Here is a 24579-nt window from a genome sequence, read left to right on the forward strand (position 1 = left end):
GGCGCGCTGGCGGGCGCAAGGGCTTATTCAGGGGCATCAACCCATAATAAGTCATGCCCGAACTGCCAGAAGTTGAAGTCACGCGGCGCGGCCTTGCCTGCCGCCTGCCGGGCGCGCGCATCGAGGCCGCACGGCCCGGCAAACCCTTGCGCTGGCCGCTGGGCATCGCCCCCGAAGCCTTGCGGGGCCGTACCGTGGCCAGCGTGGGGCGGCGCGGCAAATACCTGCTGCTGCGCCTGGCGCCGGACGGGCTGCTGCTGGTGCATCTGGGCATGTCGGGCAGCCTGGACTGGCAGGCCGCGCCGCCGCCGCCCGGCCCGCATGACCACTTTGATCTCGTGACCAGCCAGGGCGTTTTGCGCCTGCATGACCCGCGCCGCTTTGGCGCCGTTGTCTGGGCGCCCGACGAAAACTCCGGCATGGCCGCCAAGCTGCTGGGCGGCCTGGGCATGGAGCCGCTGGACGGGACGTTCGACGCCGCCGCCTTCCATCAGCGCCTGAAAAAGCGCCGCGCGCCCATCAAGCAAGTGCTGCTGGCGGGCGGCGTGGTGGTGGGCGTAGGCAACATTTACGCCAGCGAGGCGCTGTTTCACGCGGGCCTGCACCCCGCCGTGTCCGCTTGCCGCGTCTCGCGCCCGCGCGCTGACCGCCTGCATGCCGCCATCCGCCAGGTGCTGGCGCGCGCCGTGGAGCAAGGCGGCAGCACCCTGCGCGACTTTGCCGCCATTGACGGCCATGCGGGCCACTTTCAGCTGGAAGCGGCGGTTTATGGCCGCGAAGGCCAGCCCCGCCGCGCCTGCGGCACGCCCATCCGCCGCATCGCGCAAGGGCAGCGCTCCACCTGGTTCTGCCCGGCGTGCCAGAAGAGATGAAACGGCGAAGCGCTCGCTTCCCGAACAAGAGCCAATCCACCCCGCATCAATACGCTGATGTCTAGGGTTTGTTGAGAATTCCAGCTTCGGGCATGCTTTCCTTTTCCCTGCTCCGCTGGTTGCGGCTACTCCTTTTCTTCTTCCTGCTGCGCCTTGAGCGCCTGCTGGGTTTCGCGCAAGCGGGTGTCCACGATGGCCGCCTCGATATGGTCGGCCTGCGGATGCTGGCGCACCCAGTCCTGCGCGGCGCGAAAGCGCTGGGCCGCGCCAGCCAGGTCCTGCCAGGCCAGCTGCGCCTGCCCTTCGGCGCGCAAAGCGTGCAAGGGCTGCCCGCGCTCGCGCCAGGCGGCGGCCAGCAGCTGCCAGGCCGTGCCGTCATCGGCGTGCAGGCTGACCCAGCGTTGCAGGCGTTCGGCAGCTTGCTGCGCCTGGCCGCTGGCCGTTTCGGCCTGCGCCAGAAAAAGCTGCTCGGGGCGGCCTTCGGCGCCTTCGGGCACGTGCGCTTGCAGCAGGGTTTTGACTTGGGCGTAGTCCTTGGCGCGCAGGGCCAGATCGGCTTGCAGCAGGCGGGCCTGGCGCGCGGCGGCGGGCTGGCTTTGCACCAGCGCGGGCAGCTGGGCGGCCAGCGCTTGCGCCTGGCCCAGGTGGCGCAGCTCGGCTTGCGCCAGCGCGGCGGCGTAAAGGGAGGCGACGCGCCGCTGAAGCGGCAGGCCGCGCTCGCCCGTGCCTTGCGGCGCCTTGGCCCAGTCGCGCAGCTTGTCCACGCCGGGGCGCGAGAGCACGCGGGCGCGGGCGGAAATTTGCGCTTGCGCCAGATCAGGCTCGGCGCTGGCTTTGCCCGCTTCGCGCGGGGCGCGCAAGCGCGCTTCGGAGATGCGCTCGGCCGTGAGCGGGTGGCTGCGCAGCCAGGGCCAGTCGCCCCGGTCGCTCAGGCGCGTGGCGTTTTGCAGCTTTTCAAACATGCTGGCCATGCCTTGCGCCGAAAAACCGGCCTGCTGGTAGATGCCGTGGCCGATGCGGTCGGCCTCGCGCTCCATGTCGCGCGAGTAATTGAGCTGCTGCTGCAAGGCGGCGGCCTGCCCGCCGGTAATGAGGGCCGCGCCCGCTTGCGGGTTGCTGCCCGCCGCCAGCGCGCCCAGGATGAGGCTGGCCAGCAGCAAGGGCGCCTGGCGCGCCTGGCGGCTGGTCATGCGCGAGATGTGGCGCTGGGTGACGTGCGCCATTTCGTGCGCCATGACGGAGGCCAGCTCGTCGCGCGAGTCCACCACGCCAATCATGCCCAGATACAGGCCGAAGTAGCCGCCGGGCACGGCAAAGGCGTTGATTTCGCCCTCGCGCCCCAGCAGCACGCGCCAGGCGTAGGCCTCGTCCAGCTCCGGCGGCATGTCGCCGCGCTGGCGGGCGGCGGCGCGCAAAGGCTGCCAGATGCCGTCCACCCACTGGGTGAGCACCGGATCGTCAAAAAAGGAAGGGTCGCGAAACATCTCGCGCGCGATGCGGTCGCCCAGCTTGCGCTCTTGCAGCGGCGTCATCTCGCCCGCATCGCCCAGCGAAGGCAGCGCCGCCGGCGCGGCCTGGGCCACCTGCACGGCGTGCGGCCAGTGCGCCGCGCCGTCATGAACGCCATGCGCCCATGCCGCAGCGGGCAGCAACAAAGAAAAAGCAAGGGAGAAAGCGCCTGTTTTCATGGCATCTATGATGCCCCGCTTTTTTCAGCGCCCCTTGCGGCAATGGGGCCACGCCATGAAACACATTCCCCGCAAACGCTTCGGCCAGCATTTTTTGAGCGACGAAGCCGTGATTGACGCCATCGTCCGCGCCATCGCCCCCTGCCCGGGGCAGGCCGTGGTGGAAATCGGCCCCGGCCTGGCCGCGCTCACCCAGCCGCTGCTTCAGCGCCTGGGGCGGCTGACCGTCATCGAGCTGGACCGCGATCTGGCTGCGCGCCTTCGCGGCCAGCCCCATTTGCATGTCATCGAGTCGGATGTGCTGAAGGTGGACTTCGCGCAACTGGCGCGCGATCTGGCCGCGCAAGCCCTGGCCGAAACGCCTGCCCCGGCCAAGCTGCGCGTGTGCGGCAACCTGCCCTACAACATCTCCACGCCCATCCTCTTTCACCTGCTGCCCTTCGCGCCCGTCATTGAAGACCAGCACTTCATGCTGCAAAAAGAAGTGGTGGACCGCATGGTGGCCGCGCCTGCCACGGCCAGCTACGGGCGGCTTTCCGTCATGCTGCAATGGCGCTACGAAATGGAAAGCGTGCTGCACGTGCCGCCCGAAGCCTTCAGCCCGCCGCCCAAGGTGGAATCAGCCGTCGTACGCATGCTGCCCCTGCCCGCGCCCGCTGATGTGCCGCTAGCCGGTTTTTCCGAGCTGGTGCAAGTGGCCTTCAGCCAGCGCCGCAAGCTGCTGCGCCACACCCTGGGCCGCTGGCTGCAAGCGCGCGGCTTTGCCGGCGCGTTCGACGTGCAGCGCCGCGCCGAAGAAGTGCCCGTGCATGAATACATCGCCCTGGCGCAGCAGGCGCTGGGCCGCGCGCCCGCCGCCAGCCCATAGGCTGAACCGGATGCGGGAGAAAGCTGGATGAAAGCGTTATTTCGCTCCGCTATTCATAGCAAGAGGTCCTAGTGGAACCTGCGCGAGACGGTGCTTTCGCCCCCTTGAATTTGCTCCTGTTTCTGATGTCTTTCTTCAGGCGAAGCCGACCTGAAGGCGCTGCCTCATTCGTCGCGCAGGCTCGCCGCGCAGGCGGGCCGTGAACAGGTTTTCAGAAGGGAATGTCGTCGTCCATGTCGCCTAGGTCAGCCGCAGGCGGCTGCGCTGCGGCGGGCGCTGGCGCGGGAGCGGGGCGGGCGGGCGCGGCGGCGCGGGGGGCAGGCGCGGCGCGGCGCGGCGCATCGTAGCTGGCATCGTCGCCGCCAGCGGCGTTGCGGCTGCCCAGCATTTGCATGTTGTCTACGCGGATTTCGCTGGTGCTGCGTTCCTGGCCGCTTTGGTCCGTCCACTTGCGGGTGCGGATGCTGCCTTCCACGTAAATCTGCGAGCCTTTGCGCAGGTACTGTCCGGCAATTTCGGCCAGCCGGTCATTGAACACCAGGCGGTGCCACTCGGTGTGCTCGCGCATTTCGCCGCTTTGGCGGTCTTTCCAGCGCTCGGTGGTTGCCAAGGTGACGTTGGCCACCTGGCCGCCGCTGGGGAAGGTGCGCACTTCCGGGTCACGGCCCAGGTTGCCGACGAGGATGACTTTGTTCACGGCCATGATGAAGAACCTTTGCAAAAGCGGCAAATTATGCGGTGCCCGGCTCTTTGGCGGGCGCATGCACGGGCTGCTTCCAGCCCAGCGCCAGCCACAGCGCCGACAGCGCCGCGCCCGCCACGAAAACCGCTGCCGCGCCTTGCTCTTTCAGCAGCCAGCCGCCCAGCGCGCCGCCTGCGAACAAGCCCAGCGATTGCAAGGTGTTGAACACCCCCAGCGCCTGCCCGCGCACCGCCTGCGGCGCCAGGCGCGACACCAGGCTGGGCAGGCTGGCCTCGATGGCGTTGAAAGCCACGAAAAAGAGAAACAGCGCCACGCCCAGCGCCCACAGCCCCGGCTGGCGCGGCGCAATCCAGCAGAAGATGAGCTGCACCAGCAGATACAGCACGATGGAGCCGCGCAGCGCCAGCGCCAGATGCCCGCGCCGCTCCAGAGAAAACAGCCCGCCCAGCAGCACAAACGAGGCCAGCACCGCCGGCAGATACAAATGCCAGTGCTCGGCCTTGCCCAGCCCCGCGCCCACCAGCAGCCCCGGCACCACCACCCACATGGCCATTTGCACGGCCTGCAACACAAAAATGCCCAGGTTGAGCCGCCACAGCAGCGGATGCCGCCACACGCCCACGGGCGCGGCGGCGGGATGGCTTTCGGCCTCGTGCGCTTCATGCAGCTTGTGCGGCGGCTCGGCGGGCGTGACCCACAGCACCAGCCCCACACCCGCCAGCGACAGCGCGCCCGTCAGCCAGAACAGCCCGCTCAGGCCCCCCAGCCAGGCCGACAGCGGCGGCGCGGCCAGCAGCGACAGGGCAAACATCAGCCCGATGCTTGCGCCCACCAGCGCCATGGCCTTGATGCGCACCTCATCGCGCGTTTGATCGGCCAGCAGCGCCGTCACTGCCGCCGAAATGGCCCCGGCGCCTTGCAAGGCGCGCCCGGCCATCAGCCCATACACGCTGCCAGCCAGCGCGCCCACCAGCGAGCCGGCGGCAAAAACCAGCAGCCCCAGCACAATGACCCGCTTGCGCCCGAAGCGGTCCGAGGCCATGCCCAGCGGCGCCTGAAACACCGCCTGCACCAGCCCATACAGGCCCAGCGCCAGGCCCACAAGCACCGGATCGCCCCCTCCGGGGTAGTGCGCCGCCTCCAGAGCGAACACGGGCAGCACCAGAAACAGCCCCAGCATGCGCAGCGCGAAGATGGACGCCAGCGAAAAGCTGGCACGGCGCTCGTCATTCGTCATGGACGCGCGGCGGGATGGGGCAGATGGCGTGGCGGGCATGGGTAACAAGGCAAAACCAATGCGGGCGATTGTCATGGATGCGCTGGCGGCCACGCGAAAATGCCGCCCAGCCGGCCACCCGCAAAACGCCAGATGCCGCGCTTTACCCATCTTTACCCCTCATTCATTCCGGCGCAGCGCCCTGAGGGCACCATGCCCGGCATGAACGACACAGACATGCCCTTACGCCTTTTGATGATTGAAGACGATGCCCGCCTGGCCAGCATGGTGGGCGAATACCTGGAGCAGGCCGGCTTTGCCTTTGCCCACCAGGGCGACGGCGCCAGCGGCCTGGCTGCCGTGCAGGAAAGCGCGCCCGATCTGGTCATTCTCGATCTCATGCTCCCCGGCATGGACGGCCTGGAGGTGTGCCGCCGCATCCGCTCCCTGCCCGGCGCAGCCGCCAGCGTGCCGGTGCTCATGCTCACGGCCAAGGGCGACGCAATGGACCGCATCATCGGCCTGGAGCTGGGCGCGGATGACTACCTGCCCAAGCCCTTTGAGCCGCGCGAGCTGCTGGCGCGCATTCGCGCCGTGCTGCGCCGCCAGTCGCCCGGCGCTGCGCCCACGCAGCCCGTGCTGCGCTTTGGCTCGCTGGAAATCGACCGCGACGCGCGCACCGTCACCGTGGCGGGCAAGCCGGCGGAGCTGACCAGCTACCAGTTCGACCTGCTCGTCACGCTGGCCGAGCGCGCCGGGCGCGTGCTCTCGCGCGAGCAAATCATGGAAGCCGTGCGCGGCCGCGAGCTGGAAGCCTTTGACCGCTCCATCGACGTGCACATGGGCCGCATCCGCGCTGCCATCGAAACCGACGTGAAGCACCCCAAGCGCATCCTCACCGTGCGCGGCGTGGGCTACGTGTTCGCACGGCAGCAAGACTGAAAGCCCGCATCCCGCCCCGGCCCGCCCGCGCTCATGGCCTGATCTCACGGCCTGATTTCATGGCCAAATCGGCCGCAAGTCCTAGTGAAACCAGCGCAGGTCACTATCAAAACAAGAGCAAAACGGGCGCGCGCCCGCCACTTTCCGCCGCCTCCCCGCCATGCAAACCATCATCGCCCGCCACCTCTACGCCCGCATCTGGCTGGCCGCCGCTGCCTGCGTGACCGTGCTGGGCCTTCTCATCGCCTGGGGCTGGCACGCCGCCGAAGCCGAGCACGAGCGCGACCGCCAGCGCGAGCGGCAAAGCGCCACCGAACTGCGCCAGCACCCCATGCGCGAGCTGATCGTGCGCGACGCCGACGGCAGGCCCATTGGCCGGGGGCAGCTGCAATGGAAGCATGGGCGGGGGCATGAATTCGCCGTCGTGCTGACTGACGGGCGCATGCTGCTCATCCAGCGCGCGCCGCGCGTGCAGGAAGACGCCGCTGCGCTGCCGCCGCCCCCTCCTTCCCCATCCGGCGGCGGCCCCCATGCAGCGCCGGATGAGCCTGGAAAAAACACTGCGGGAAAAACCGCCCCCAGAAGCGCCGGCCCGCGCGGCGGCGAGGGCGACGGCCCGCCTTTCTGGCTGCGCCCGCCCTTCGGCTTTCTCTGGGTCATCGGCCTGGCCGGGCTGGCTGTCATGGCGGGCATCTACCCTGTGGCGCGGCGCCTCACCCAGCGGCTGGAGCGCCTGCAACGCGGCGTGCAGCAATGGGGCGAAGGCGATCTCGCCGTGCGCCTGCCCGAAGACGGCCACGACGAAGTCGCCGACCTCTCGCGCCGCTTCAACGCCGCCGCCGCGCGCATCCAGTCGCTCATGGCCGCGCAAAAGTCGCTGCTGGCCAACGCCTCGCACGAGCTGCGATCGCCGCTGGCGCGCATCCGCATGGCGCTCGAACTCATGGGCGAGCGCCCCAGCCCCGCCGTGCGCGCCGAAGTGACCCGCAACATCGCCGAGCTGGACCAGCTCATCGACGAAATCCTGCTGGCCAGCCGGCTGGATGCGCAAGAAGCCGATCTGGGCAGCATCGAATCCGTGGACCTGCTGGGCCTCATGGCCGAAGAATGCGCGCGCACCGGCGCGGACTTCGCCCCCGCCAGCGGCCTGCACGAAGCCGCCGTGCCCGGCGTCGCCAAGCTCCTGCGCCGCGCCGTGCGCAACCTGCTGGAAAACGCCGCCCGCTACGGCGGCGAGCAGCCCGCCAGCGCCACCCTTGCGCTGGAGGCCGCGCCCGCAGGCAAGCCGGGCCAGCCGGGCAAGGGGCTGGCCGTCATCCGCGTCAGCGACCACGGCCCCGGCGTGCCGCCCGAGTTGCGCGAGCGCATCTTCGAGCCGTTCTACCGCCTGCCCGGCGCCAGCGAGCGTGAAGGCGGCGTGGGCCTGGGCCTGGCGCTGGTGCGCTCCATCGCCCAGCGCCACGGCGGCAGCGTGCGCTGCCTGGCCAGCGAAGAGGGCGGCGCCTGCTTCGAGCTGCGCCTGCCCCTGGCCTGAGAACCTGTTCAAAGCCTGTCCGCAAGCAAACCCCAGCCGTCGAACGGCCCCAAAGGCGCTGCTTTCGCTGCCTTTTTAATAGCAACAAAGCCCGCCAGCAGTGCGACAAATGCGTTTTCAAGGGGCCTGAATTTGCTCTCAAACAAAGAGTCAAATGCGCCAAGGCCATGCCGTGCCTGGCTTGCGCTTTCGCGCCTGCGGCCAGACTTTGAACAGGCGCTGGAAAGCGCCCCCGGCCGCACGATGCCAATGGCGGGGGCTTTATTTCAGCCGCATTTCCGCTGCCCTGGCGTGGGCCTGCAAGCCTTCGCCGTGGGCCAGCACGCTGGCGATGCGGCCCAGCTTTTGCGCGCCGGCTTCGCTCACTTCAATCAGGCTGCTGCGCTTTTGAAAGTCGTACACCGACAGCGGCGACGAAAAACGCGCCGTGCCGCTGGTGGGCAGCACGTGGTTGGGGCCGGCGCAGTAGTCGCCCAGCGATTCGCTGGTGTATGCGCCCAGAAAGATGGCCCCGGCATGGCGCAGCAGCGGCTCCCAGCGGTGCGGCTCGCGGCTGGAGATTTCCAGATGCTCGGGCGCAATGCGGTTGGCGATTTCGCAGGCCTCTTGCATGCTGCGGGTGTGAATGAACGCGCCGCGCCCGGCCAGGCTTTTGGCGATGATGGCCGCGCGCGGCAAGGCGGGCAGCAGGCGCTGCATGGCCTCATGCACTTGCCGCATGTAGCTTTCATCCGGGGCAAGAAGAATGCTTTGCGCCAGCTCATCGTGCTCGGCCTGACTGAACAAGTCCATCGCCACCCAGTCCGGCGGCGTCGTGCCGTCGGCCAGCACGAGGATTTCGCTGGGGCCGGCAATCATGTCGATGCCCACTTGCCCGAACACGTGCTTTTTGGCGCTGGCCACGTAGGCGTTGCCGGGGCCGGTGATCTTGTCCACGCGCGGCACGCAGGCCGTGCCGTAAGCGAGCGCGGCAATGGCCTGCGCGCCGCCAATGGTGAAAGCGCGGCTCACGCCCGCCACGTGCGCGGCGGCCAGCACCAGCGCATTGCGCTCGCCGCCCGGCGTGGGCACGACCATGATGATTTCGCCCACGCCCGCCACGTGCGCGGGCACGGCGTTCATCAGCACGCTGGAAGGGTAGGCCGCCTTGCCGCCGGGCACGTAAATGCCCACGCGGTCCAGCGGCGTGACTTTCTGGCCCAGCAAAGTGCCGTCCTCGTCGCGGTACGAAGCGGTTTCGCCGCCCTGCTTTTTCTGCCACTCGTGATAGCGGCGAATGCGCGCGGCCGCCTGCTCCAGCGCCTGGCGCTGCGCGGCGGGCAGGCTCTCGAAGGCCGCCTGCAAGTCAGCCGCTTGCAGCTCCAGCGCGGCCATGCTGGCGGCGGGCAGCCGGTCAAACCGGGCCGTGAAGGCCAGCACGGCCTCGTCGCCGCGCGCGCGCACTTCGCGCAGGATGTCTTTGACGCGCTGCTCAATCGCCTCGTCCTGCTCGGCGCTCCAGTGCAGGCGTTCGGTGAAGCGCTCCTGGAAATCAGGCTGGGCCGTGGACAAAAACAAAGGCGAGGCAGTGGGTGACATGGCAGGCCGTATGAGGGTGAAAAGCAAAAGGCAATTGTCACACCCGGCCCAGGGAGCGGATTGCGGCCCGCCGCGAAAGGAGCGAATCGGAATAAAGCGGGGGCCATGAATGGAAGAAGCCGGGCGGGGAGCGCTATTTAGCTCCTTTATCCATAGCATTTCGTCCTAGTAGAACCTGCGCAGAAGGGTATTTATGCCCCTATCTATTTGCTCCTGTTTTTGTTATGAGTGACTGATTAAACCAAGCCGGACAAACCTGGGCGCACCATCCGATGGCGGAGGGGGCAAGATGAATGGCGTCAAGGCCGTTGCGAGCTGCTTTGGCGCGGCATGTCATAGGCCTTGTCGGCAATAACTGTTTTGCCCGGCAGGAATGCGTCGGCGCCTTTCCCTTTCAAGTCGTGCGCTGCCTGGGCGTGGTTTGCGCCTCGCGCCCATCCTGACCCGCGCTTTTGCCCCTCACAGCCAGGTTCTGAGCAGGGCCTGGACGAAGGCCGCTCTGCATCCGCCTGCCGTTCACTCAAATAGCCAGGGCGGCCAGATCGGGCGGGCCTTGCTCCAGTCTGGCCAGGGCGGCCAGCAGCTGTGCTTCGGTGCGGTAGTGGGCGGCCAGCGGCTTTTCGCCCAGCACGCCCGCCGCGCGCAGCGTCTGCCGCACGGGGCGCTTGCAGCCCACCAGATGCCAGCCTATGCCGTGCGAGCGCGCCTGCACGAGCAGGCGCGTGAGGGTTTCCGCGCCCGTGGCGTCGAGCCGGTTGATGGACTGCGCCAGCAGCACCACATGCTGCGTGCCCGGGCGCGCGGCCAGCATGGCGTCCACATACTGTTCAAATGAATTGGCGGTGGCGAAGTCCAGCGCTGCGTCCATGCGCAGCGCCAGGGTGTGCGGCGCCAGCAGGGGCAGGCCGTAGGGGTGGCGGTTGCGCAGGCTGCCGTCGGCATGCAGGCCCACTTCCACAATGCGCGGGTGCAGGCGCTGATAGACAAAGCGTGCCAGCGTCATCAGCACGCCGGCCAGCACGCCCCAGTAAAGCGCCGGGGCCGTGGCCACCGTCAGCGCCACCGTCAGCAGCGCCATCACGGCCTCCGCGCGCGAGACGCGCCACAGCCGCCGGTATTCGCGCGGCTTGATCAGGCCCGCCACCGCCGCCACGATGATGGCCGTGAGCACCGCCTGCGGCACGTGGCGCAGCACAGGCGTCAGCAGCATGAAAGCCGCCAGCACGGTCAATACCGTGAACACGGCGGCCCAGCCCGTTTGCGCGCCCGCATAAAGGTTGAGCGCCGAGCGCGTGAACGACGTGCTGGTGCTGAAGCCCCCTGAAAAAGCCGAAGCCAGCTTGGCCAGCCCCTGGCCGATCAGATCCTGATCGCGCTGCCAGCGCACGCCCTTGCGGGCGTTGTCCACGCGGGCGCTGGCCGCCGTTTCCAGAAAACTCACCAGCCCCAGCACGAACATGGGCAGTACCAGATGCGAGAGGGCCGCCAGGCCCGGCCACTCGGGCAGCGCCAGCGTGGGCAGGCTGCGCGGCAGCTCGCCAATCACCGCGCCGCCGCCGGCCTCAAAGCCCGTCAGCCACGACAGGGCCGACGTCAGCATCAGCAGCGCCAGCACACTGGGAAAAGCAGGCCGCCAGCGCCGCACCAGCAGCAAAGCCGCCAGCGACAGCACGCCATACACCGCCGATGCGCCATGCCAGCCGCGCGCACTCAAACTGCCCCAATCCCAGCCCTCAAGCCCCAGCAAATGGGGCGCTTGCGTGGCAATGATGAGCGCCGCCGTGCCATGCGTGAAAGCCATGAGCACCGGCGTGCTCACCAGATTGAGCAGCCAGCCAAAGCGCGCCAGCCCCAGCGCCAGTTGCAGCGCCCCTGCCATGAGCGCCAGCCACACGGCCAGCAACACCCACTGCGCGCTGCCCGGCGCAGCCAGCCCTGTGAGCGAGGCCGACACCAGCAGCGACGACAGCGCCGTCGGCCCCACCGACAGCCGGGTAGATGCGGAAAACAGCGCTCCTGCCAGCGCGGGCAGCAAGCTGGCATACACCCCGGCGGCCGGGGGCATGCCCGCCAGCTGCGCATAGGCCACAGCCTGCGGCAACATCATCATGCCCACGGTCAGGCCCACCAGCGCCTCGCTGCGCAACAGGGCAGGCGTAGGGCGCGGCCAGGCCAGAAAAGGCAGCAAACGTTGCAAGCGGAGTGGGTCAGACGCGGCGCTGGCGCTGGGGCCGGACGCCAAGCCGCCTGCCGCTGGCCCGGCAGGCGGATCGTCTGGAGGGGATGCAGGCGCGGATGACATGGCGGGCCGTATGGTAGGGGCGCTTCAGAACCTGTTCGGGGTCTGGCCGTGAGAGGGGCGAAAAGCGCCGCCCCGGCGCCGCGCCAGTCAGCGATTACTGCTCTTCCAATAGCGAGCGCAGCATCCATGCCGTTTGCTCGTGCAGGGTCAGGCGCTGCGTGAGCAAATCGGCTGTCGGCTCGTCGCCCGCCTTGTCGGCCAGCGGGAACAGATCGCGCGCCGTGCGGGCCACGCCCTCGTGGCCTTCCACCAGGATGCGCACCATCTCCAGGGCCTTGGGCGGATGCGCGGGCGCGTCTTTCAGGCTGGCGAGCTTGCCGAACTGGGCGTAGGAGCCGGGCGCCACATGGCCCAGCGAGCGAATGCGCTCGGCAATCGGATCCACCGCGTTCCACAGTTCCGTGTACTGCGCCATGAACATGTCATGCAGGGAATTGAACAGGGGGCCCGTCACGTTCCAGTGGAAGTTGTGCGTGGTCAGATACAGCGTGTAGGTGTCGGCCAGTAAATGCGACAGGCCGCTGGCGATGGCGGCGCGGTCTCTTTCCGAAATGCCGATATTCACGGCAGGCGCGCCGCTTGCTTTTCTGACGGCCTTGTCTGTGCTGGCCGAAGCGCTCTTGACGGTTTTCTTGACCATGAGAAATCTCCTGGAATGAAGGGGAAAAGAAGAAAGAAAAAGCCCGTTCTGAATAACAGGCATTCTCACTATATCCATCTCCTCTCCACCTCCTGGCAGCGCCTTGCCGCCGCGCCATCCCCGGGTTTCGTTACGGTCTGTTCACCCTGCCGCCTTACCATCGCCATTCCTGAAAAACTGCACGTGCTTGCCTGATGAAACTCTCTTGCCTGACATGGGGGCGGCGCCTGCCGGGGCGCCTTGCTGGCGTGGCGGCCAGCGCCTGGCTCGTAGCCGGGTGCGCTGGCGTCTCCGGCTCGCCCCCGGCGCTGCTGGACTACCAGCCCGAAGACTTCAGCGCCAACACCCATTCGCATCTGTTCGCCGCCACGCCCCAGCACACCTGCGAAGCTGCGCGTCGCGCCCTGCTCAGCCAGGGCTACGTGCTGGAAGAAGGCAAGGGCGGCAACGCCCAGCAGGTGGTGGGCCGCAAATTCTTCCAGCCAGACGCCAACTACCACGCCCAGCTTGAATTCCGCGTGGTCTGCGCCGCCTTGCAAGACAAAGACGGCCAGCCGCAGACCATGGCCTTCGCCAGCGGCCTGCAAGAGCAATACGGCCTGCGGCGCGTCAAGGACTCCGCCTCGCTGGGCGTGGGCGTGGCCTCGCTGTCGGTGCCGCTGGAAGGCGGGCACGACTCGATGGTCAAGATTTCCAGCCGCACCGTCACCCGCGCCCATCTGTACGAGCAGTTTTTCGATCTCATTGGCCGCTATCTGCCCACCGTGGCCGCTCCCGCGCCAGCCACGGCCATCGCGCCCGCCGCGCCCGTCGCTCCGGCGCAGCCGCCCGCCGCGCCCGAAGTGACCAAGCCAGCCGCCGCCGCTGGCCCGGCGCAAGCCAGCCAGTGATGCGGCACTGATTGCGCACGTCAGGCGGCATCAAAAAAAAGAGCAAATTCAAAGGCATAGAAATGCCAGTTCGCGCAAGCTCCACTAGGACATGTAGCTATCAATAAAAGAGCAGAATTAACCTGCTTGCCCGCTATCTTCACCTTGGCTATTTCGGTCCGGTCTTTCTGCCTGTCAGGCGGCCCCCTCGGGGGAGCCCGTTCCGCCTGCGTCTGAAGGCGGCCAGCGGAGCAAGTTTGAGTTTGGATTTGGGGCCTGGCCGCCTGGCAAGGCTTCACAATTCGCGCTTTCGCCCTGCTTGGAAGGAAAACACCCGTGATCACCCTGGCGCTGTCCAAAGGCCGCATCTTCGACGAAACCCTGCCGCTGCTGGCTGCTGCGGGCATTGAAGTGCTGGAAGACCCCGAGACTTCACGCAAGCTCATCCTGCCAACCAGCCGTGATGACGTGCGCGTCATCCTCGTGCGCGCCAGCGACGTGCCCACTTACGTGACCTACGGCGGCGCCGACTTGGGCGTGGCCGGGCTGGATGTGCTGGCCGAGCAAGGCGCGCCGGGCCTGTACCAGCCGCTGGACTTGGGCATCGCCTGCTGCCACATGGCCGTGGCCGTGCCTGCGGGCTTTGACTACGCCAGCGCCACCCGCGCGGGCGGGCGCATCACCGTAGCCACCAAATATCCGGCCATTGCGCGCGAGTTTTTTGCCCGCAAGGGTGTGCACGTGGATCTCATCAAGCTCTACGGCAGCATGGAACTGGCGCCGCTGACGGGCCTGGCGCAAGCCATCGTCGATCTGGTCAGCAGCGGCCAGACGCTCAAGGCCAACCGGCTGGTGGAAGTCGAGCGCGTCATGGACGTCAGCTCCCGCCTCGTCGTCAATCAGGCCGCGCTCAAGCTGCACACCGCGCCGCTGCGCCGCATCATCGACGCCTTCGCGCAAGCCGTACACGAGCAGGCCTGAGAGCTTGTTTGCAATCTGGCCGCAGGGGCAAAAAGCCGGCTCTGGGCGGTCTGTGGCGTTGAATAATCTCCGCTTGATCTGGGCCTGCGCGCGGCGCGGGCTTTGTCCTTTTGTCTTTCTGCCCGGGCCGCTTGTGCCACGCGTGCCAGGGCGGTTTTTCTGACCAGACACCGCCATGACGACCACCCCGCCCCCTCCTTTCGCGCTGGCTTCGCAGGCGCTTGAAAAGCTCTCATCGCTGGCCTCGGGCTTGCCCCGCCCTCCCGCGCCGCCGGCCTGGCTGACGGATGAGGCAGCGCGCCGCGTGGTGCTGCTGCTCAATCACGTGCTGATGCAAGAGCCTGAGGCGCGTGCGCGGCTGGCGCGGCAAAAGGGCCGCGTGGTGCGCGTGCAGTGGCGCGGCTGGGGCGCGCAGCTGGCGGCCACGCCAGCGGGCTTGTGCGAGCTGGCCGCTGCGGACGGGCTGCCCGATCTGGTGCTGACGCTGGCCGATGAGTCGCCCCTGGCGCTGGCGCAAGCGGCCCTGAAAGGGGCTTTGCACGGCGAAAAGCCGGCGGTGCGCATTGAAGGCGACGTGCAATTGGCTGCCGAGGTGAACTGGCTGGCCGACCACGTGCGCTGGGATGTGGAGGAAGACCTGGCGCGCCTGCTGGGCGACGCGCCCGCGCACGCGCTGGCCCAGGCGGGCCGCGCGCTGGCGCAGGGGTTGCGCCAGATTGCCGCCGGGCTGCCGGGCGGCGCGGGCCGTGCGGGTTGTTCAGGCGGCGCAGCTGATGTTTCCATGAACGCAGGCGCGCCACGGCCATGAAAAAACTCTTTCGCGCCTGCTTCATCGCCTGGACGGCGCTGCGCTACGGGCTGGACGAAATGGCTCTTTCCTGCCTGCCGCGCCCGTGGCTGCGCGCGCTGGGGCGGCTGACGCGGCGCGGCCGGCGGCTGACGGCGCCGCGCGGCCAGCGCCTGCGCATGGCGCTGGAGCGGCTGGGGCCGATCTTCGTGAAATTCGGCCAGGTGCTCTCCACCCGGCGCGATTTGCTGCCGCCTGACGTGGCCGATGAACTCGCCTTGCTGCAAGACCGCGTGCCGCCTTTTGCGACGAGTGAGGCCATTGCCATCATCGAAAAAGCCTTTGGCCGCCCGCTGGGGGCCATCTTCACCAGCTTCGAGCGCGAGCCGGTGGCCAGCGCCTCCATCGCGCAAGTGCACTTCGCCACGCTGACAGACCGCGAGGGCAAGGCGCGCGATGTGGCCGTGAAGGTGCTGCGGCCCGGCATGCTCAAGGTGATTGACCAGGACCTGGCGCTCATCCACATGCTGGCTGGCTGGGTAGAGCGCCTGTTTGCCGACGGCAAGCGCCTGCGCCCGCGCGAAGTGGCCGAAGAATTCGACAAATACCTGCACGACGAGCTGGATTTGACGCGCGAAGCCGCCAGCGCCGCCCAGCTGCGCCGCAACATGGCCGGGCTGGACCTGGTGCTGGTGCCCGAAATGTTCTGGGACTACATCCGCGACAACGTGCTGGTGATGGAGCGCATGAGCGGCATCCCCATCAGCCAGACGCAGCGCTTGCGCGAGGCGGGGGTGGACATCCACCAGCTCGCGCGCGACGGCGTCACCATCTTCTTCACGCAGGTGTTTCGCGACGGCTTCTTTCACGCCGACATGCACCCGGGCAACATCATGGTCAGCGTCGCGCCCGGAACCTTTGGCCGCTACATCTCGCTGGACTTCGGCATCGTCGGCACCCTCACCGAGTACGACAAGGAATACCTGGCGCAGAACTTCACCGCCTTTTTCCGGCGCGACTACAAGCGCGTGGCCGAGCTGCACGTGGAAAGCGGCTGGGTGCCCGCCGACACCCGCATCGACGAGCTGGAAGCGGCCATCCGCAGCGTGTGCGAGCCTTACTTTGACCGCCCGCTCAAGGAAATTTCGCTGGGCATGGTGCTGATGCGGCTGTTTCAGACCTCGCGGCGCTTCAACGTCGTCATCCAGCCGCAGCTGGTGCTGCTGCAAAAAACCCTGCTCAACATCGAGGGCCTGGGCCGCCAGCTCGACCCGGACCTGGATTTGTGGAGCACGGCCAAGCCGTTTCTGGAGCGCTGGATGAACGAGCAAATCGGCCCGCGCCGCCTGCTGCGCGAACTCAAGGCGCAAGCGCCCTACTACGCCAAGCTTCTGCCCGAGCTGCCGCGTCTGCTGCACGCCCATCTGCAACATTCGGCCGGCCTGCCGCAGCTGCAACAGCAGGTGCGCGATCTGGCCCAGGCGCAGCGCAAAGGCCGCCGCCTGGCCGCGCTGGCCTGGTGCGCCGCAGGCTTTGCCCTGGGCCTGCTGGCCATGCTGGCGGCGCAGCGCGCTGGGTGGTGGCACGCTTGATCAGGCTTTCCGCGCCGCTTGCCTGAAGCGGCCCAGGATGCTTTGAAAAGAGAAGCAAATTCAGAGCTTGAAAAAGTGCTCTTGCGCCTGTTCCACTAGAACATCATGCTCTGAATAAAGGAGCGAAATCGCGCCTTTTGCCGTCTGTTCAGGCTTGCTGCTGTTGCAGCAGGCGGCGCATGGGCGCGGGCAGGCCCAGGTCAGGCCAATCGCGCCGCCATTGGCCGGCAATGGGCAGGCGGGCCGTGGCGGGCAGGTGAACGCGGGCGGTGTGCAAGGTGAGGTCTCTGTGCGTGAGCGCGTGCGCCAGCGGCGGCAGCCACGCCACGCTGGCGCTGGCGGGCAGCGCGTCGAGCAGGGCCTCGCGGCTGTCGAACACGGGCAAGGCGTGCAGGCCCGCCCAGATGCCTTTGGCGGGGCGCTTTTCCAGCCAGCACGCGCTTTGCGCTTCGGGCAGCGTTTGCGCCAGCAGCAGCCACAAGGTTTGGGCGCTGCGGCGCAGCTTGCGGGTTTTGACGGGGTAGCTTTCCGGGCGGCCTTGCTGGCGGGCGGTGCAGTCGGCGGCAACGGGGCAGCGGCCGCACTGGGGCTGGCGCGGCGTGCAGACGGTGGCGCCCAGGTCCATCAGGCCTTGCGTGTAGGCGGGCATGTCGGCGCTGTTGGCGGGCAGCAGGGCCAGGGCGCGGGCGTGCAGGGCGCGGGCGTTGGCGGCCACGGCCAGGTCGCTGGCGTCTCCCAGATGGCGGGTGAGCACGCGCTTGACGTTGCCGTCCAGTATGGCGGCGCGCTCGCCAAAGCAGAAGGCGGCGATGGCGGCAGCTGTTGAGGGGCCGATGCCCGGCAGCGTTTGCAGCAGGGCGGCGCTGCGGGGAAATTGGCCGCCGAAGCGCTCCATCACCTGCCGCGCGCACTGGTGCAGGTTGCGGGCGCGGCTGTAGTAGCCCAGGCCGCTCCAGAGGGCCATGACTTCGTCAGACGAGGCGGCAGCCAGCGCAGCTACATCAGGAAAGCGCTGAATGAAGCGCGCGAAGTAGCCCAGCACGGTGGCTACTTGCGTTTGCTGGAGCATGATTTCCGACAGCCACACGCGGTAAGGATCGCGCGTGCCCTGCCAGAGCAGGCCGTGGCGGCCATGCTGGCGCTGCCAGTGAAGGAGGCGGGCGGCGAAGCTGGCGGGCGGTTCGCTCGCGCCGCTCACGAAAGGGCGGGCAGCATGTCGGCCACCGTGGTCTGGTAGGCGGCAGAAGGCCGGGGCGACACGGAGGCCGGGCTTTGCGCGCGGATGTCGTGCATGTGCGCGGCCAGCCCTTTTTCGGTTTCGTCCAGCAGGGCCATCTGCTCGTCGATTTCGCTCAGGCGCTGCTCCAGGTTGCCGGCGGCTTCTTCAATGCGGATGATGGCTTCCATGCGGCGGTTGAAGGCGCGGCGGCGCTCGCGAAGCTGCGTGTCCACCTGCGAGGAGGAGGTTTTGTTCCACAGCTCGATATCGCCCAGAGCGGTTTCAAAGATGGAGCGGATGCGCGAGGCCAGCGCGCGCACGAGCTTTTCGGTGAATTCGGGACGGGCGAGCTGGAAGATGTTGCCCATGCCCAGGTACTGCAAATGGCTGCGCTCGACGGCGCCCAGGTCGTCGATGAAGCGCGACATGTCGGGCGCGGGCGGCGGCTGGAGCGTGAAGCCGTATTCGGCGTTGAGCTGGCGGAAGGTGGCGTTGAGCATGGTCTCGATTTCCATCTCCATCGTCTGCACTTGCCTGACGATGTCGCGCAGGTTGTCAAACGCCTTGCCGTAGGCTTTTTTCAGGCCGAACTTGATGCCCGGCTCGCGCAGCGAGGTGCTCAGCTCCAGCAGCTCGCGCTTGATGCTGGAGGCGCCCAGCAGCTTGATGATTTCGCGCAGCAGCTTCATGTGCACGGCGCGCACGGCCTGCACATTGGCGCCGCTGCGGTCGAATTCGCCTTTGTCCATGTCCACGCGCATGCGCATCTGGCGGATGACGGTCTGGTTCTTGCCGCGCAGGCCCTGCAATTCCTGCTTTTGCTCGGCCAGCTCGCGCTTGCGCACGGCCAGCACGCGGTGGCAGGCGGCTTCCACGTTGCCCAGCGCCGCGCGCAGGGCAGATTCAAGCACGGCCTCGCGCTCGCCCAGCATGCGGCGGCCCAGCAGGTCTTCAAAGCGGGGCAGGCGGCTTTCCTGAAGCAGCTGCTCGTCGCCGCGCACCTTGGCCAGCAGGCCCTTCTGGGCGGACAGTGCGATCACCTGGTCTTTGTCCAGCGAGAGGATTTCGGCCGTCTGCTCGCATTGGCTGGTGATTTGCTGCTCGATGCGCGCGGGGCTGCTCAGGGCGTCCCACAGCGTGTCGATCTTGTTGAGCACCACAAAGTGCGAGCTGGCGCCCGCCGTCATGGGCGAGAGGTGCTCGCGCCAGATGGTCTGGTCGGACTTGGTCACGCCCGTGTCGGCGGCCAGGATGAACACCACGGCCTGCGCCTGCGGAATCAGGTTCACCGTCAGCTCAGGCTCCGCGCCAATCGCGTTCAGGCCGGGCGTGTCCAGCACCACCAGCCCCTGCTTGAGCAGCGGATGCGCCATGTTGATGAGCGCGTGCCGCCAGCGCGGCACTTCCACCAGGCCCTGGGCGTTGGTGGGCGGGTTGTCGTCGGGCTGCTCGTCGTGCCAGAAGCCCAGCGCGCGCGCCTGCTCCACGGGCACGTGCAGGGTTTCGGAGACTTTTTCCATCACGCTGGCCAGCTGCTCGGCGTCGTTCACGTCCAGATCAAAGCGCGTCCATTTTTCGGGCGCCATGCGCCAGTCGGTGAGCGACTGCGGCTGCAAGCGCGTTTCAATGGGCAGCAGGCGCAGGCAAGGGGGCACGCTGGCGTCCCAGCCCAGCTCGGTGGGGCACATGGTGGTGCGCCCGGCGCTGGCGGGCATGATGCGGCGGCCATATCCGGCGAAAAACACGGCGTTGATCAGCTCCGACTTGCCGCGCGAGAACTCGGCCACGAAAGCGACGGTGACTTTTTCGGAGCGCAGCTGGTCCTGCACCTGCTGAAGGCGCTCGACGGCGGCATCGTCCAGCAAGTCGCGCGCGCCCAGCCATTCGGTGAGCGTGCGCAGGCGGCGGGACATGGCGTCGCGCCAGACATGGTGTTGGTCAAATTGTTGGTTGAAAGCGGTCATCGTCATCGCTGCGGCCTTGCCCCTGGGCAGTTGTTTGCCAAACGTAAGCTCAGGGATATTACCTGCTGCCTGCCGCCGCGCTCTTCCGTTTGGCGGACGCCAGACGCCTTTCCTGCCCCCGGCCAGCCGCCTGAGCCGCACCCGGCGCATCAGACCGCAAGAACGGGAGCTATTCTGCTTCTGTATCCATAGAAGACTCTCCAGGTTTGGCTAAGGCCTGTTGAGAATTGCTGAAATTGAATCACAACCGAAGCCAGATAGATCACCGCCTTGAAGCTGGCGTCGGTCTTGTCACTGTGTATGGCACAAAGCGTTTGAACTCCTTGAGCTTGCCAAAGAAGTTTTCAATGAGGTGAGGCCAGAGGTACATGTGCTCGTCAATGGACAAAGGCTGGTCTTTGTGAGATCACGATTGGCACGCCTTGCGCTTGCAATAGCTCTATCAGCCATTGGACATCAAACGCCTTGGAGCCGCTGACGTTGGTGCGCTCGCCCACATTCACGAACAGCGAGTGTTCATCAATTACCAGCGGCTCAAGGCCAGACAGACGCAGCGGCGGGATGGGCGGTTGGGGGGCGTCGGCGGAAGCGGCAGAAGCAGACATGAGATTCACTGGAAACCGGAAAACGCAGCCAGGAGGGCAGGCACGAGACTCGTTTTCGCCCAGGGCATCCGCCAAGCCAGACAGGGCAGCGCACACGGCCATTCGATGCACCGCCCTGCTGCAACGCTCCTTGGCGAGTCGGGTGTGATTTCGGGATCAGCCCCGCGCTTCAAGAACCGCTGCGGGGCGGCTTCAGCCCCGCCCCCAGCGGCCATACATCCACCAGGCCCAGGGCAGGTAGTGGATGAAGCCGTGTTGATCTGAGCGGTGATATGAGTTTGCTTTGATCCACTGGATGACTTGACGCCACCAGACATCAAATCTCTCCGGGTCGTAGGCATAACGGCTGACCTTGTCTTCGCCGAGATATGGCCCATCAATAGTCACGCCGCGCGACCAGAACAGCCGCCCGGCTTCGCGCGAAGGCACAAAAAAGGGGTGGCGCAAGTACTCGATGACCGGCGCACGGTGCGCGTTGATCACGCTTGCGCCGTGCTGGAAGGTTTGGATTTCCGGCTCCCAGTCGAAGGCGCGGTTCCAGAGCACGAAACCTCGGCTCAGCCTGTCTTGGCTGCGCCGGGGCGGAAAGGCGTTTAGCCACACGCGATCAGCACTGGGGCTATTGAGCGCCAGGATCTGCACATCCGCCGTCGTGCGCAAAAAGGCCAGAAACCTGCGCTCGTCCCGCATGGTCATGGCCACGGCGATTTGTTTTCCACTTCTGGCACCCATCAGAACGATCTCGCAGACAGTCTCTCTGTGCGTTTCCAATGCGCAGTTTCAGAACAAACTCCAGATGCCATCAAACAACCTCTTGCCTGCAAAGCTCCGGCAATGCCTCCCACAAGTACTCCCCCAGACACCAGCCGCACCACTACCGGTCAAACTGCCGGTGGCACGGCCGGAGCGGTTTTTCATCTTCTCGGAACGCCTGCGCAACATTGATGGAATCCAGCATGATGCCCAAAGGACGCACGATGCGCCCCGCTTTGCCTAGCCGCTGCCCGATGCGGCGGGCGGCCCGGTTGTCTGCAAGCTGCTGAGCGCCTTTTAAAACCTGCTCATAGGCGCCGTTCTTCATGCAAAAACCCTGAATTTGAGCTTGCGCCTTGTTCAGTGAGCAGGGCGGCGACAAATCCGCTCCTGACACACGCTCAATTCCATGCTGGTGCATTAGCGCTTCCAAAGCGACCCTAGACCTGCCTTTGTTCGTTCAAGCACTTTGCGTGAATGCCCAACGCTTCACCCAATGGGGTTTTGAGCGCCTGTCCCCAGAGAGGAAATCTGCAGCAAACAATCGTCATGTATCCAAGTGACATGAGCGATGAACAGTGGGGCACAACGCCTGGGACATGATTAAGTCATCTTTTTCGTAGCAGGCTCTTACAGGTTGAGATTGGGCGCGAGGATGCGGCGCATCTGCTCGGGGGCAATGCCCCGGCGGCGGGCCATGTCGCCGGCCTGCTCTTCGTTGATCTTGCCGACGCTGAAGTAGGTGGATTCGGGGTGGCTGAAGTAAAAGCCGCTGACGCTGGAGGCGGGCATCATGGCCATTTGGTCGGTCACGCACATGCCGATTTCGCCCGCGCCCAGCAGCTCGAACAGGGGCTGCTTGACGGTGTGGTCGGGGCAGGCGGGGTAGCCGGGCGCGGGGCGGATGCCCTGGTACTTTTCGGCAATCAGTTCGGCGTTGTCCAGCGCCTCGTCAGCGGCGTAGCCCCACCAGTCGGTGCGCACGCGGCGGTGCAGCCATTCGGCGCCGGCTTCGGCCAGGCGGTCGGCCAGGGATTTGAAGAGGATGGCGTTGTAGTCGTCGTGGCGGGCCAGGAATTGGGCGGCTTTTTCTTCCACGCCGATGCCGGCGGTGACGGCGAATGCGCCGATGTAGTCCTTGAGCACGGGGCCATCGTGGCTGTCCTCGGGCCAGTGGCGCGGGGCGATGAAGTCGGCCAGGCAGCGGCTGGGGCGGTGCAGGCCGGTTTTCGCGTCTTTGGGGCGCTCGGTTTGCTGGCGCAGGCCGTGCCAGGTGAGCAGCACGCGATCGCGGTTTTCGTCGGCGTAGAGGGCGATGTCGTCGTCGTGCACGCGGTTGGCGGGCCAAAAGCCCACCACGGCGTGGGCGGTCAGCCAGCGGCCTTCGATGATGTGGCGCAGCATCTTCTGGCCGTCTTCATACACCTTCGTGGCTTCCGCGCCCACGATTTCGTCTTGCAAGATGGCCGGGAATTTGCCCGCCAGGTCCCAGGTCTGGAAAAACGGCCCCCAGTCCATGAAGGCGGCCAGCTCGGCCAGCGGCAGGTTGCGGATGACGCGGCGGCCCAGAAAGTGCGGCGCGGGCGGCTGGTAGCGGCCCCAGTCTATGGGCGTTTTGTTGGCGCGTGCCTGCGCCAGGCTCCACATTGCGGCGGGCTTTTTGCGCGCGTGCAGCTGGCGCACGTTTTCATAGTCGGCCTGCACTTCGGCCACGTATTGCGCCGCGCCTTCGCCCAGCAGGCCCTGGGCCACGCCCACGCTGCGCGAGGCGTCGGGCACGTAAACCACGGGGCCGTCGTAGTGCGGGGCGATTTTTACGGCGGTGTGCACGCGGCTGGTGGTGGCGCCGCCGATGAGCAGCGGAATCTTGCGCAAGCGGAAATAGTCGTCCTTTTGCATTTCGCCAGCGACGTATTGCATTTCTTCCAGGCTGGGGGTGATCAGGCCCGACAGGCCGATGATGTCGGCCCCCTCGCACTTGGCGCGCGCCAGGATTTCGTGGCAGGGAATCATCACGCCCATGTTCACCACTTCAAAGTTGTTGCATTGCAAAACGACGGTGACGATGTTCTTGCCGATGTCGTGCACATCGCCCTTGACGGTGGCGACGATGATTTTTCCCTTGCTTTTCACGTCTTTGCCGGCGGCTTCGTCGCGGCGCTTTTCTTCTTCGATGTAGGGCACCAGGTGGGCCACGGCCTGCTTCATCACGCGCGCGCTTTTGACCACTTGCGGCAAAAACATCTTGCCCTGCCCGAACAAGTCGCCCACCACGTTCATGCCGTCCATCAGCGGGCCTTCAATCACGTGCAGCGGGCGGCCGCCCTTGGCGATGGTTTCCTGATACGCCTCTTCGGTGTCTTGCGTAATGAAGTCGGTGATGCCATGCACCAGCGCGTGCGAGAGGCGCTCGGCCACGGGCGCGGGGTTTTCGGGCGTGCCGCGCCAGGCGAGTTTCTGGCTGTCGTCGCGGGCTGCGCCTTTGGCGGTTTCGGCAATCTCCAGCAGGCGCTCGGCGGCGTCGGGGCGGCGGTTGAGCACCACGTCTTCCACGCGCTCGCGCAAGACGGGTTCCAGCTCGTCATACACGCCGATCATTCCGGCATTGACAATGCCCATGTCCAGCCCCGCGCGTATGGCGTGGTAGAGAAACACGGTGTGAATGGCCTCGCGCACGGGGTCATTGCCCCGGAAGCTGAAGCTCACGTTGCTGATGCCGCCCGAAACCTTTGCGCCCGGCAGGTTCTGCTTGATCCAGCGCACCGATTCGATGAAGTCCACCGCGTAGTTGTCGTGCTCGGGCATGCCCGTGGCAATGGTCAGCACATTGGGGTCAAAGATGATGTCTTCGGGCGCAAAGCCCACCTCATCGACCAGCACGCGCCAAGCGCGCAAGCAAATTTCAATGCGCCGCTCCAATGAATCGGCCTGGCCTTTTTCGTCAAACGCCATCACCACCACCGCCGCGCCGTAGCGCTTGATGAGCGTGGCCTGGCGCTTGAACTCGTCTTCGCCCTCTTTCAGCGAAATGGAATTGACGATGCCCTTGCCTTGCAGGCAGCGCAGGCCCGCTTCCAGCACGCTCCACTTGCTGGAGTCCAGCATCACCGGCACGCGGGCGATATCCGGCTCGCTGGCCATCAGGTTCAGAAAGCGCACCATCGCCACTTCGGCATCGAGCATCGGCTCGTCCATGTTCACGTCGATGATCTGCGCGCCGTTTTCCACCTGCTGGCGCGCCACGGCCAGCGCCTCTTCGTACTGCTCGGCCAGGATAAGCCGCGCAAACGCCTTGGAGCCGCTGACGTTGGTGCGCTCGCCCACGTTCACGAACAGCGAGTTTTCGTCAATTCTCAAAGGCTCCAGCCCCGACAGGCGCAGCGGCGGGATGGGCGGTTGGGGGGCGTCGGCGGAAGCGGCAGAAGCAGACATGGGATTCACTGAAGACCGGAAAACGCAGCCAGGA

At 66.7% G+C, this 24579-nt stretch carries 20 protein-coding genes; 8 read left to right on the forward strand and 12 right to left on the reverse strand.

Features of this window, described 5'->3' with window-relative positions; all coding sequences use genetic code 11:
- The first annotated feature begins 53 nt into the window (after positions 1-53).
- Positions 54-872 carry a bifunctional DNA-formamidopyrimidine glycosylase/DNA-(apurinic or apyrimidinic site) lyase gene (gene mutM / locus C1720_RS06115; protein ID WP_102283587.1) on the forward strand — a complete coding sequence of 273 codons (819 nt, stop codon included), beginning with the start codon at positions 54-56 and terminating at the stop codon, positions 870-872.
- A 125-nt stretch (positions 873-997) separates the two neighbouring features.
- Here mutM and C1720_RS06120 read toward each other — a convergent pair whose 3' ends face one another.
- A complete protein-coding gene (locus C1720_RS06120) occupies positions 998-2560 on the reverse strand; it encodes a M48 family metalloprotease (protein ID WP_102283588.1) in 1563 nt (520 codons plus the stop codon).
- Positions 2561-2615: 55 nt separating this feature from the next.
- Here C1720_RS06120 and rsmA point away from each other — a divergent pair, with 55 nt between their 5' ends.
- Positions 2616-3428: a 16S rRNA (adenine(1518)-N(6)/adenine(1519)-N(6))-dimethyltransferase RsmA gene (rsmA, locus tag C1720_RS06125; RefSeq protein WP_102284537.1), complete on the forward strand. Its 813-nt coding sequence runs from the start codon at positions 2616-2618 to the stop codon at positions 3426-3428.
- A gap of 211 nt (positions 3429-3639) precedes the next feature.
- Here the strand turns inward: rsmA and ssb are convergent, their stop codons facing one another.
- Positions 3640-4134 (reverse strand): single-stranded DNA-binding protein, encoded by a 495-nt coding sequence (ssb, locus tag C1720_RS06130; protein WP_102284538.1) that lies wholly within the window; start codon positions 4132-4134, stop codon positions 3640-3642.
- A gap of 25 nt (positions 4135-4159) precedes the next feature.
- Positions 4160-5368 (reverse strand): MFS transporter, encoded by a 1209-nt coding sequence (locus tag C1720_RS06135; RefSeq protein WP_102284539.1) that lies wholly within the window; start codon positions 5366-5368, stop codon positions 4160-4162.
- 216 nt (positions 5369-5584) lie between these two features.
- On the opposite strand from C1720_RS06135, the gene C1720_RS06140 reads away from it, so the two are divergent.
- On the forward strand, positions 5585-6289 hold the full coding sequence (locus C1720_RS06140) for a response regulator (RefSeq protein ID WP_102284540.1): 705 nt from the start codon (positions 5585-5587) through the stop codon (positions 6287-6289).
- A gap of 160 nt (positions 6290-6449) precedes the next feature.
- Complete coding sequence (locus C1720_RS06145) at positions 6450-7823, forward strand: ATP-binding protein (protein ID WP_102283589.1); 1374 nt, start codon at positions 6450-6452, stop codon at positions 7821-7823.
- A 261-nt stretch (positions 7824-8084) separates the two neighbouring features.
- Here C1720_RS06145 and hisD read toward each other — a convergent pair whose 3' ends face one another.
- From hisD to C1720_RS06160, 3 genes are all read right to left on the reverse strand, one after another.
- Positions 8085-9401 (reverse strand): histidinol dehydrogenase, encoded by a 1317-nt coding sequence (gene hisD, locus C1720_RS06150; RefSeq protein ID WP_102283590.1) that lies wholly within the window; start codon positions 9399-9401, stop codon positions 8085-8087.
- A gap of 520 nt (positions 9402-9921) precedes the next feature.
- Positions 9922-11703 (reverse strand): SulP family inorganic anion transporter, encoded by a 1782-nt coding sequence (locus C1720_RS06155; protein ID WP_102283591.1) that lies wholly within the window; start codon positions 11701-11703, stop codon positions 9922-9924.
- A 94-nt stretch (positions 11704-11797) separates the two neighbouring features.
- Positions 11798-12343 (reverse strand): Dps family protein, encoded by a 546-nt coding sequence (locus C1720_RS06160; RefSeq protein WP_102283592.1) that lies wholly within the window; start codon positions 12341-12343, stop codon positions 11798-11800.
- A gap of 194 nt (positions 12344-12537) precedes the next feature.
- Between C1720_RS06160 and C1720_RS06165 the strand changes: the two genes are divergently transcribed.
- The 4 genes from C1720_RS06165 to ubiB all read left to right on the forward strand — a co-directional run bounded on the left by C1720_RS06165 (position 12538) and on the right by ubiB (position 16572).
- A complete protein-coding gene (locus tag C1720_RS06165) occupies positions 12538-13233 on the forward strand; it encodes a DUF2242 domain-containing protein (protein WP_102283593.1) in 696 nt (231 codons plus the stop codon).
- Between the two features lie 315 nt (positions 13234-13548).
- Positions 13549-14193, forward strand: a complete 645-nt coding sequence (hisG, locus tag C1720_RS06170) for an ATP phosphoribosyltransferase (protein WP_102283594.1) — start codon at positions 13549-13551, stop codon at positions 14191-14193.
- 175 nt (positions 14194-14368) lie between these two features.
- Positions 14369-15001, forward strand: coding sequence for a ubiquinone biosynthesis accessory factor UbiJ (locus tag C1720_RS06175; protein WP_102283595.1), 633 nt, complete (start codon positions 14369-14371; stop codon positions 14999-15001).
- The gene (gene ubiB, locus C1720_RS06180) at positions 14998-16572 is read left to right on the forward strand and encodes a ubiquinone biosynthesis regulatory protein kinase UbiB (protein ID WP_102283596.1); all 1575 of its coding nucleotides are present in this window, start codon (positions 14998-15000) and stop codon (positions 16570-16572) included. The genes C1720_RS06175 and ubiB overlap by 4 nt, the downstream gene beginning before the upstream one ends.
- Positions 16573-16720: 148 nt before the next feature.
- On the opposite strand, the gene mutY is transcribed toward ubiB, so the two are convergent.
- The 6 genes from mutY to metH all read right to left on the reverse strand — a co-directional run bounded on the left by mutY (position 16721) and on the right by metH (position 24545).
- The gene (mutY, locus tag C1720_RS06185) at positions 16721-17770 is read right to left on the reverse strand and encodes an A/G-specific adenine glycosylase (protein ID WP_102283597.1); all 1050 of its coding nucleotides are present in this window, start codon (positions 17768-17770) and stop codon (positions 16721-16723) included.
- Positions 17767-19755 carry a dynamin family protein gene (locus C1720_RS06190; protein ID WP_050716446.1) on the reverse strand — a complete coding sequence of 663 codons (1989 nt, stop codon included), beginning with the start codon at positions 19753-19755 and terminating at the stop codon, positions 17767-17769. The genes mutY and C1720_RS06190 overlap by 4 nt, the downstream gene beginning before the upstream one ends.
- Before the next feature lie 377 nt (positions 19756-20132).
- Complete coding sequence (locus C1720_RS06195; RefSeq protein ID WP_102283598.1) at positions 20133-20360, reverse strand: hypothetical protein; 228 nt, start codon at positions 20358-20360, stop codon at positions 20133-20135.
- Positions 20361-20552: 192 nt separating this feature from the next.
- Complete coding sequence (locus C1720_RS06200; protein WP_146006895.1) at positions 20553-21056, reverse strand: hypothetical protein; 504 nt, start codon at positions 21054-21056, stop codon at positions 20553-20555.
- Between the two features lie 178 nt (positions 21057-21234).
- Entirely contained in the window at positions 21235-21495 is a 261-nt protein-coding gene (locus tag C1720_RS06205; protein ID WP_199170962.1) for a hypothetical protein, read from the reverse strand.
- Positions 21496-21743: 248 nt separating this feature from the next.
- Positions 21744-24545, reverse strand: coding sequence for a methionine synthase (gene metH, locus C1720_RS06210; protein WP_102283601.1), 2802 nt, complete (start codon positions 24543-24545; stop codon positions 21744-21746).
- Positions 24546-24579 lie beyond the last annotated feature (34 nt).

Origin of the sequence: Ottowia massiliensis, assembly GCF_900240305.1 — a bacterium.
Classification (GTDB): Bacteria; Pseudomonadota; Gammaproteobacteria; order Burkholderiales; family Burkholderiaceae_C; genus Ottowia; species Ottowia massiliensis.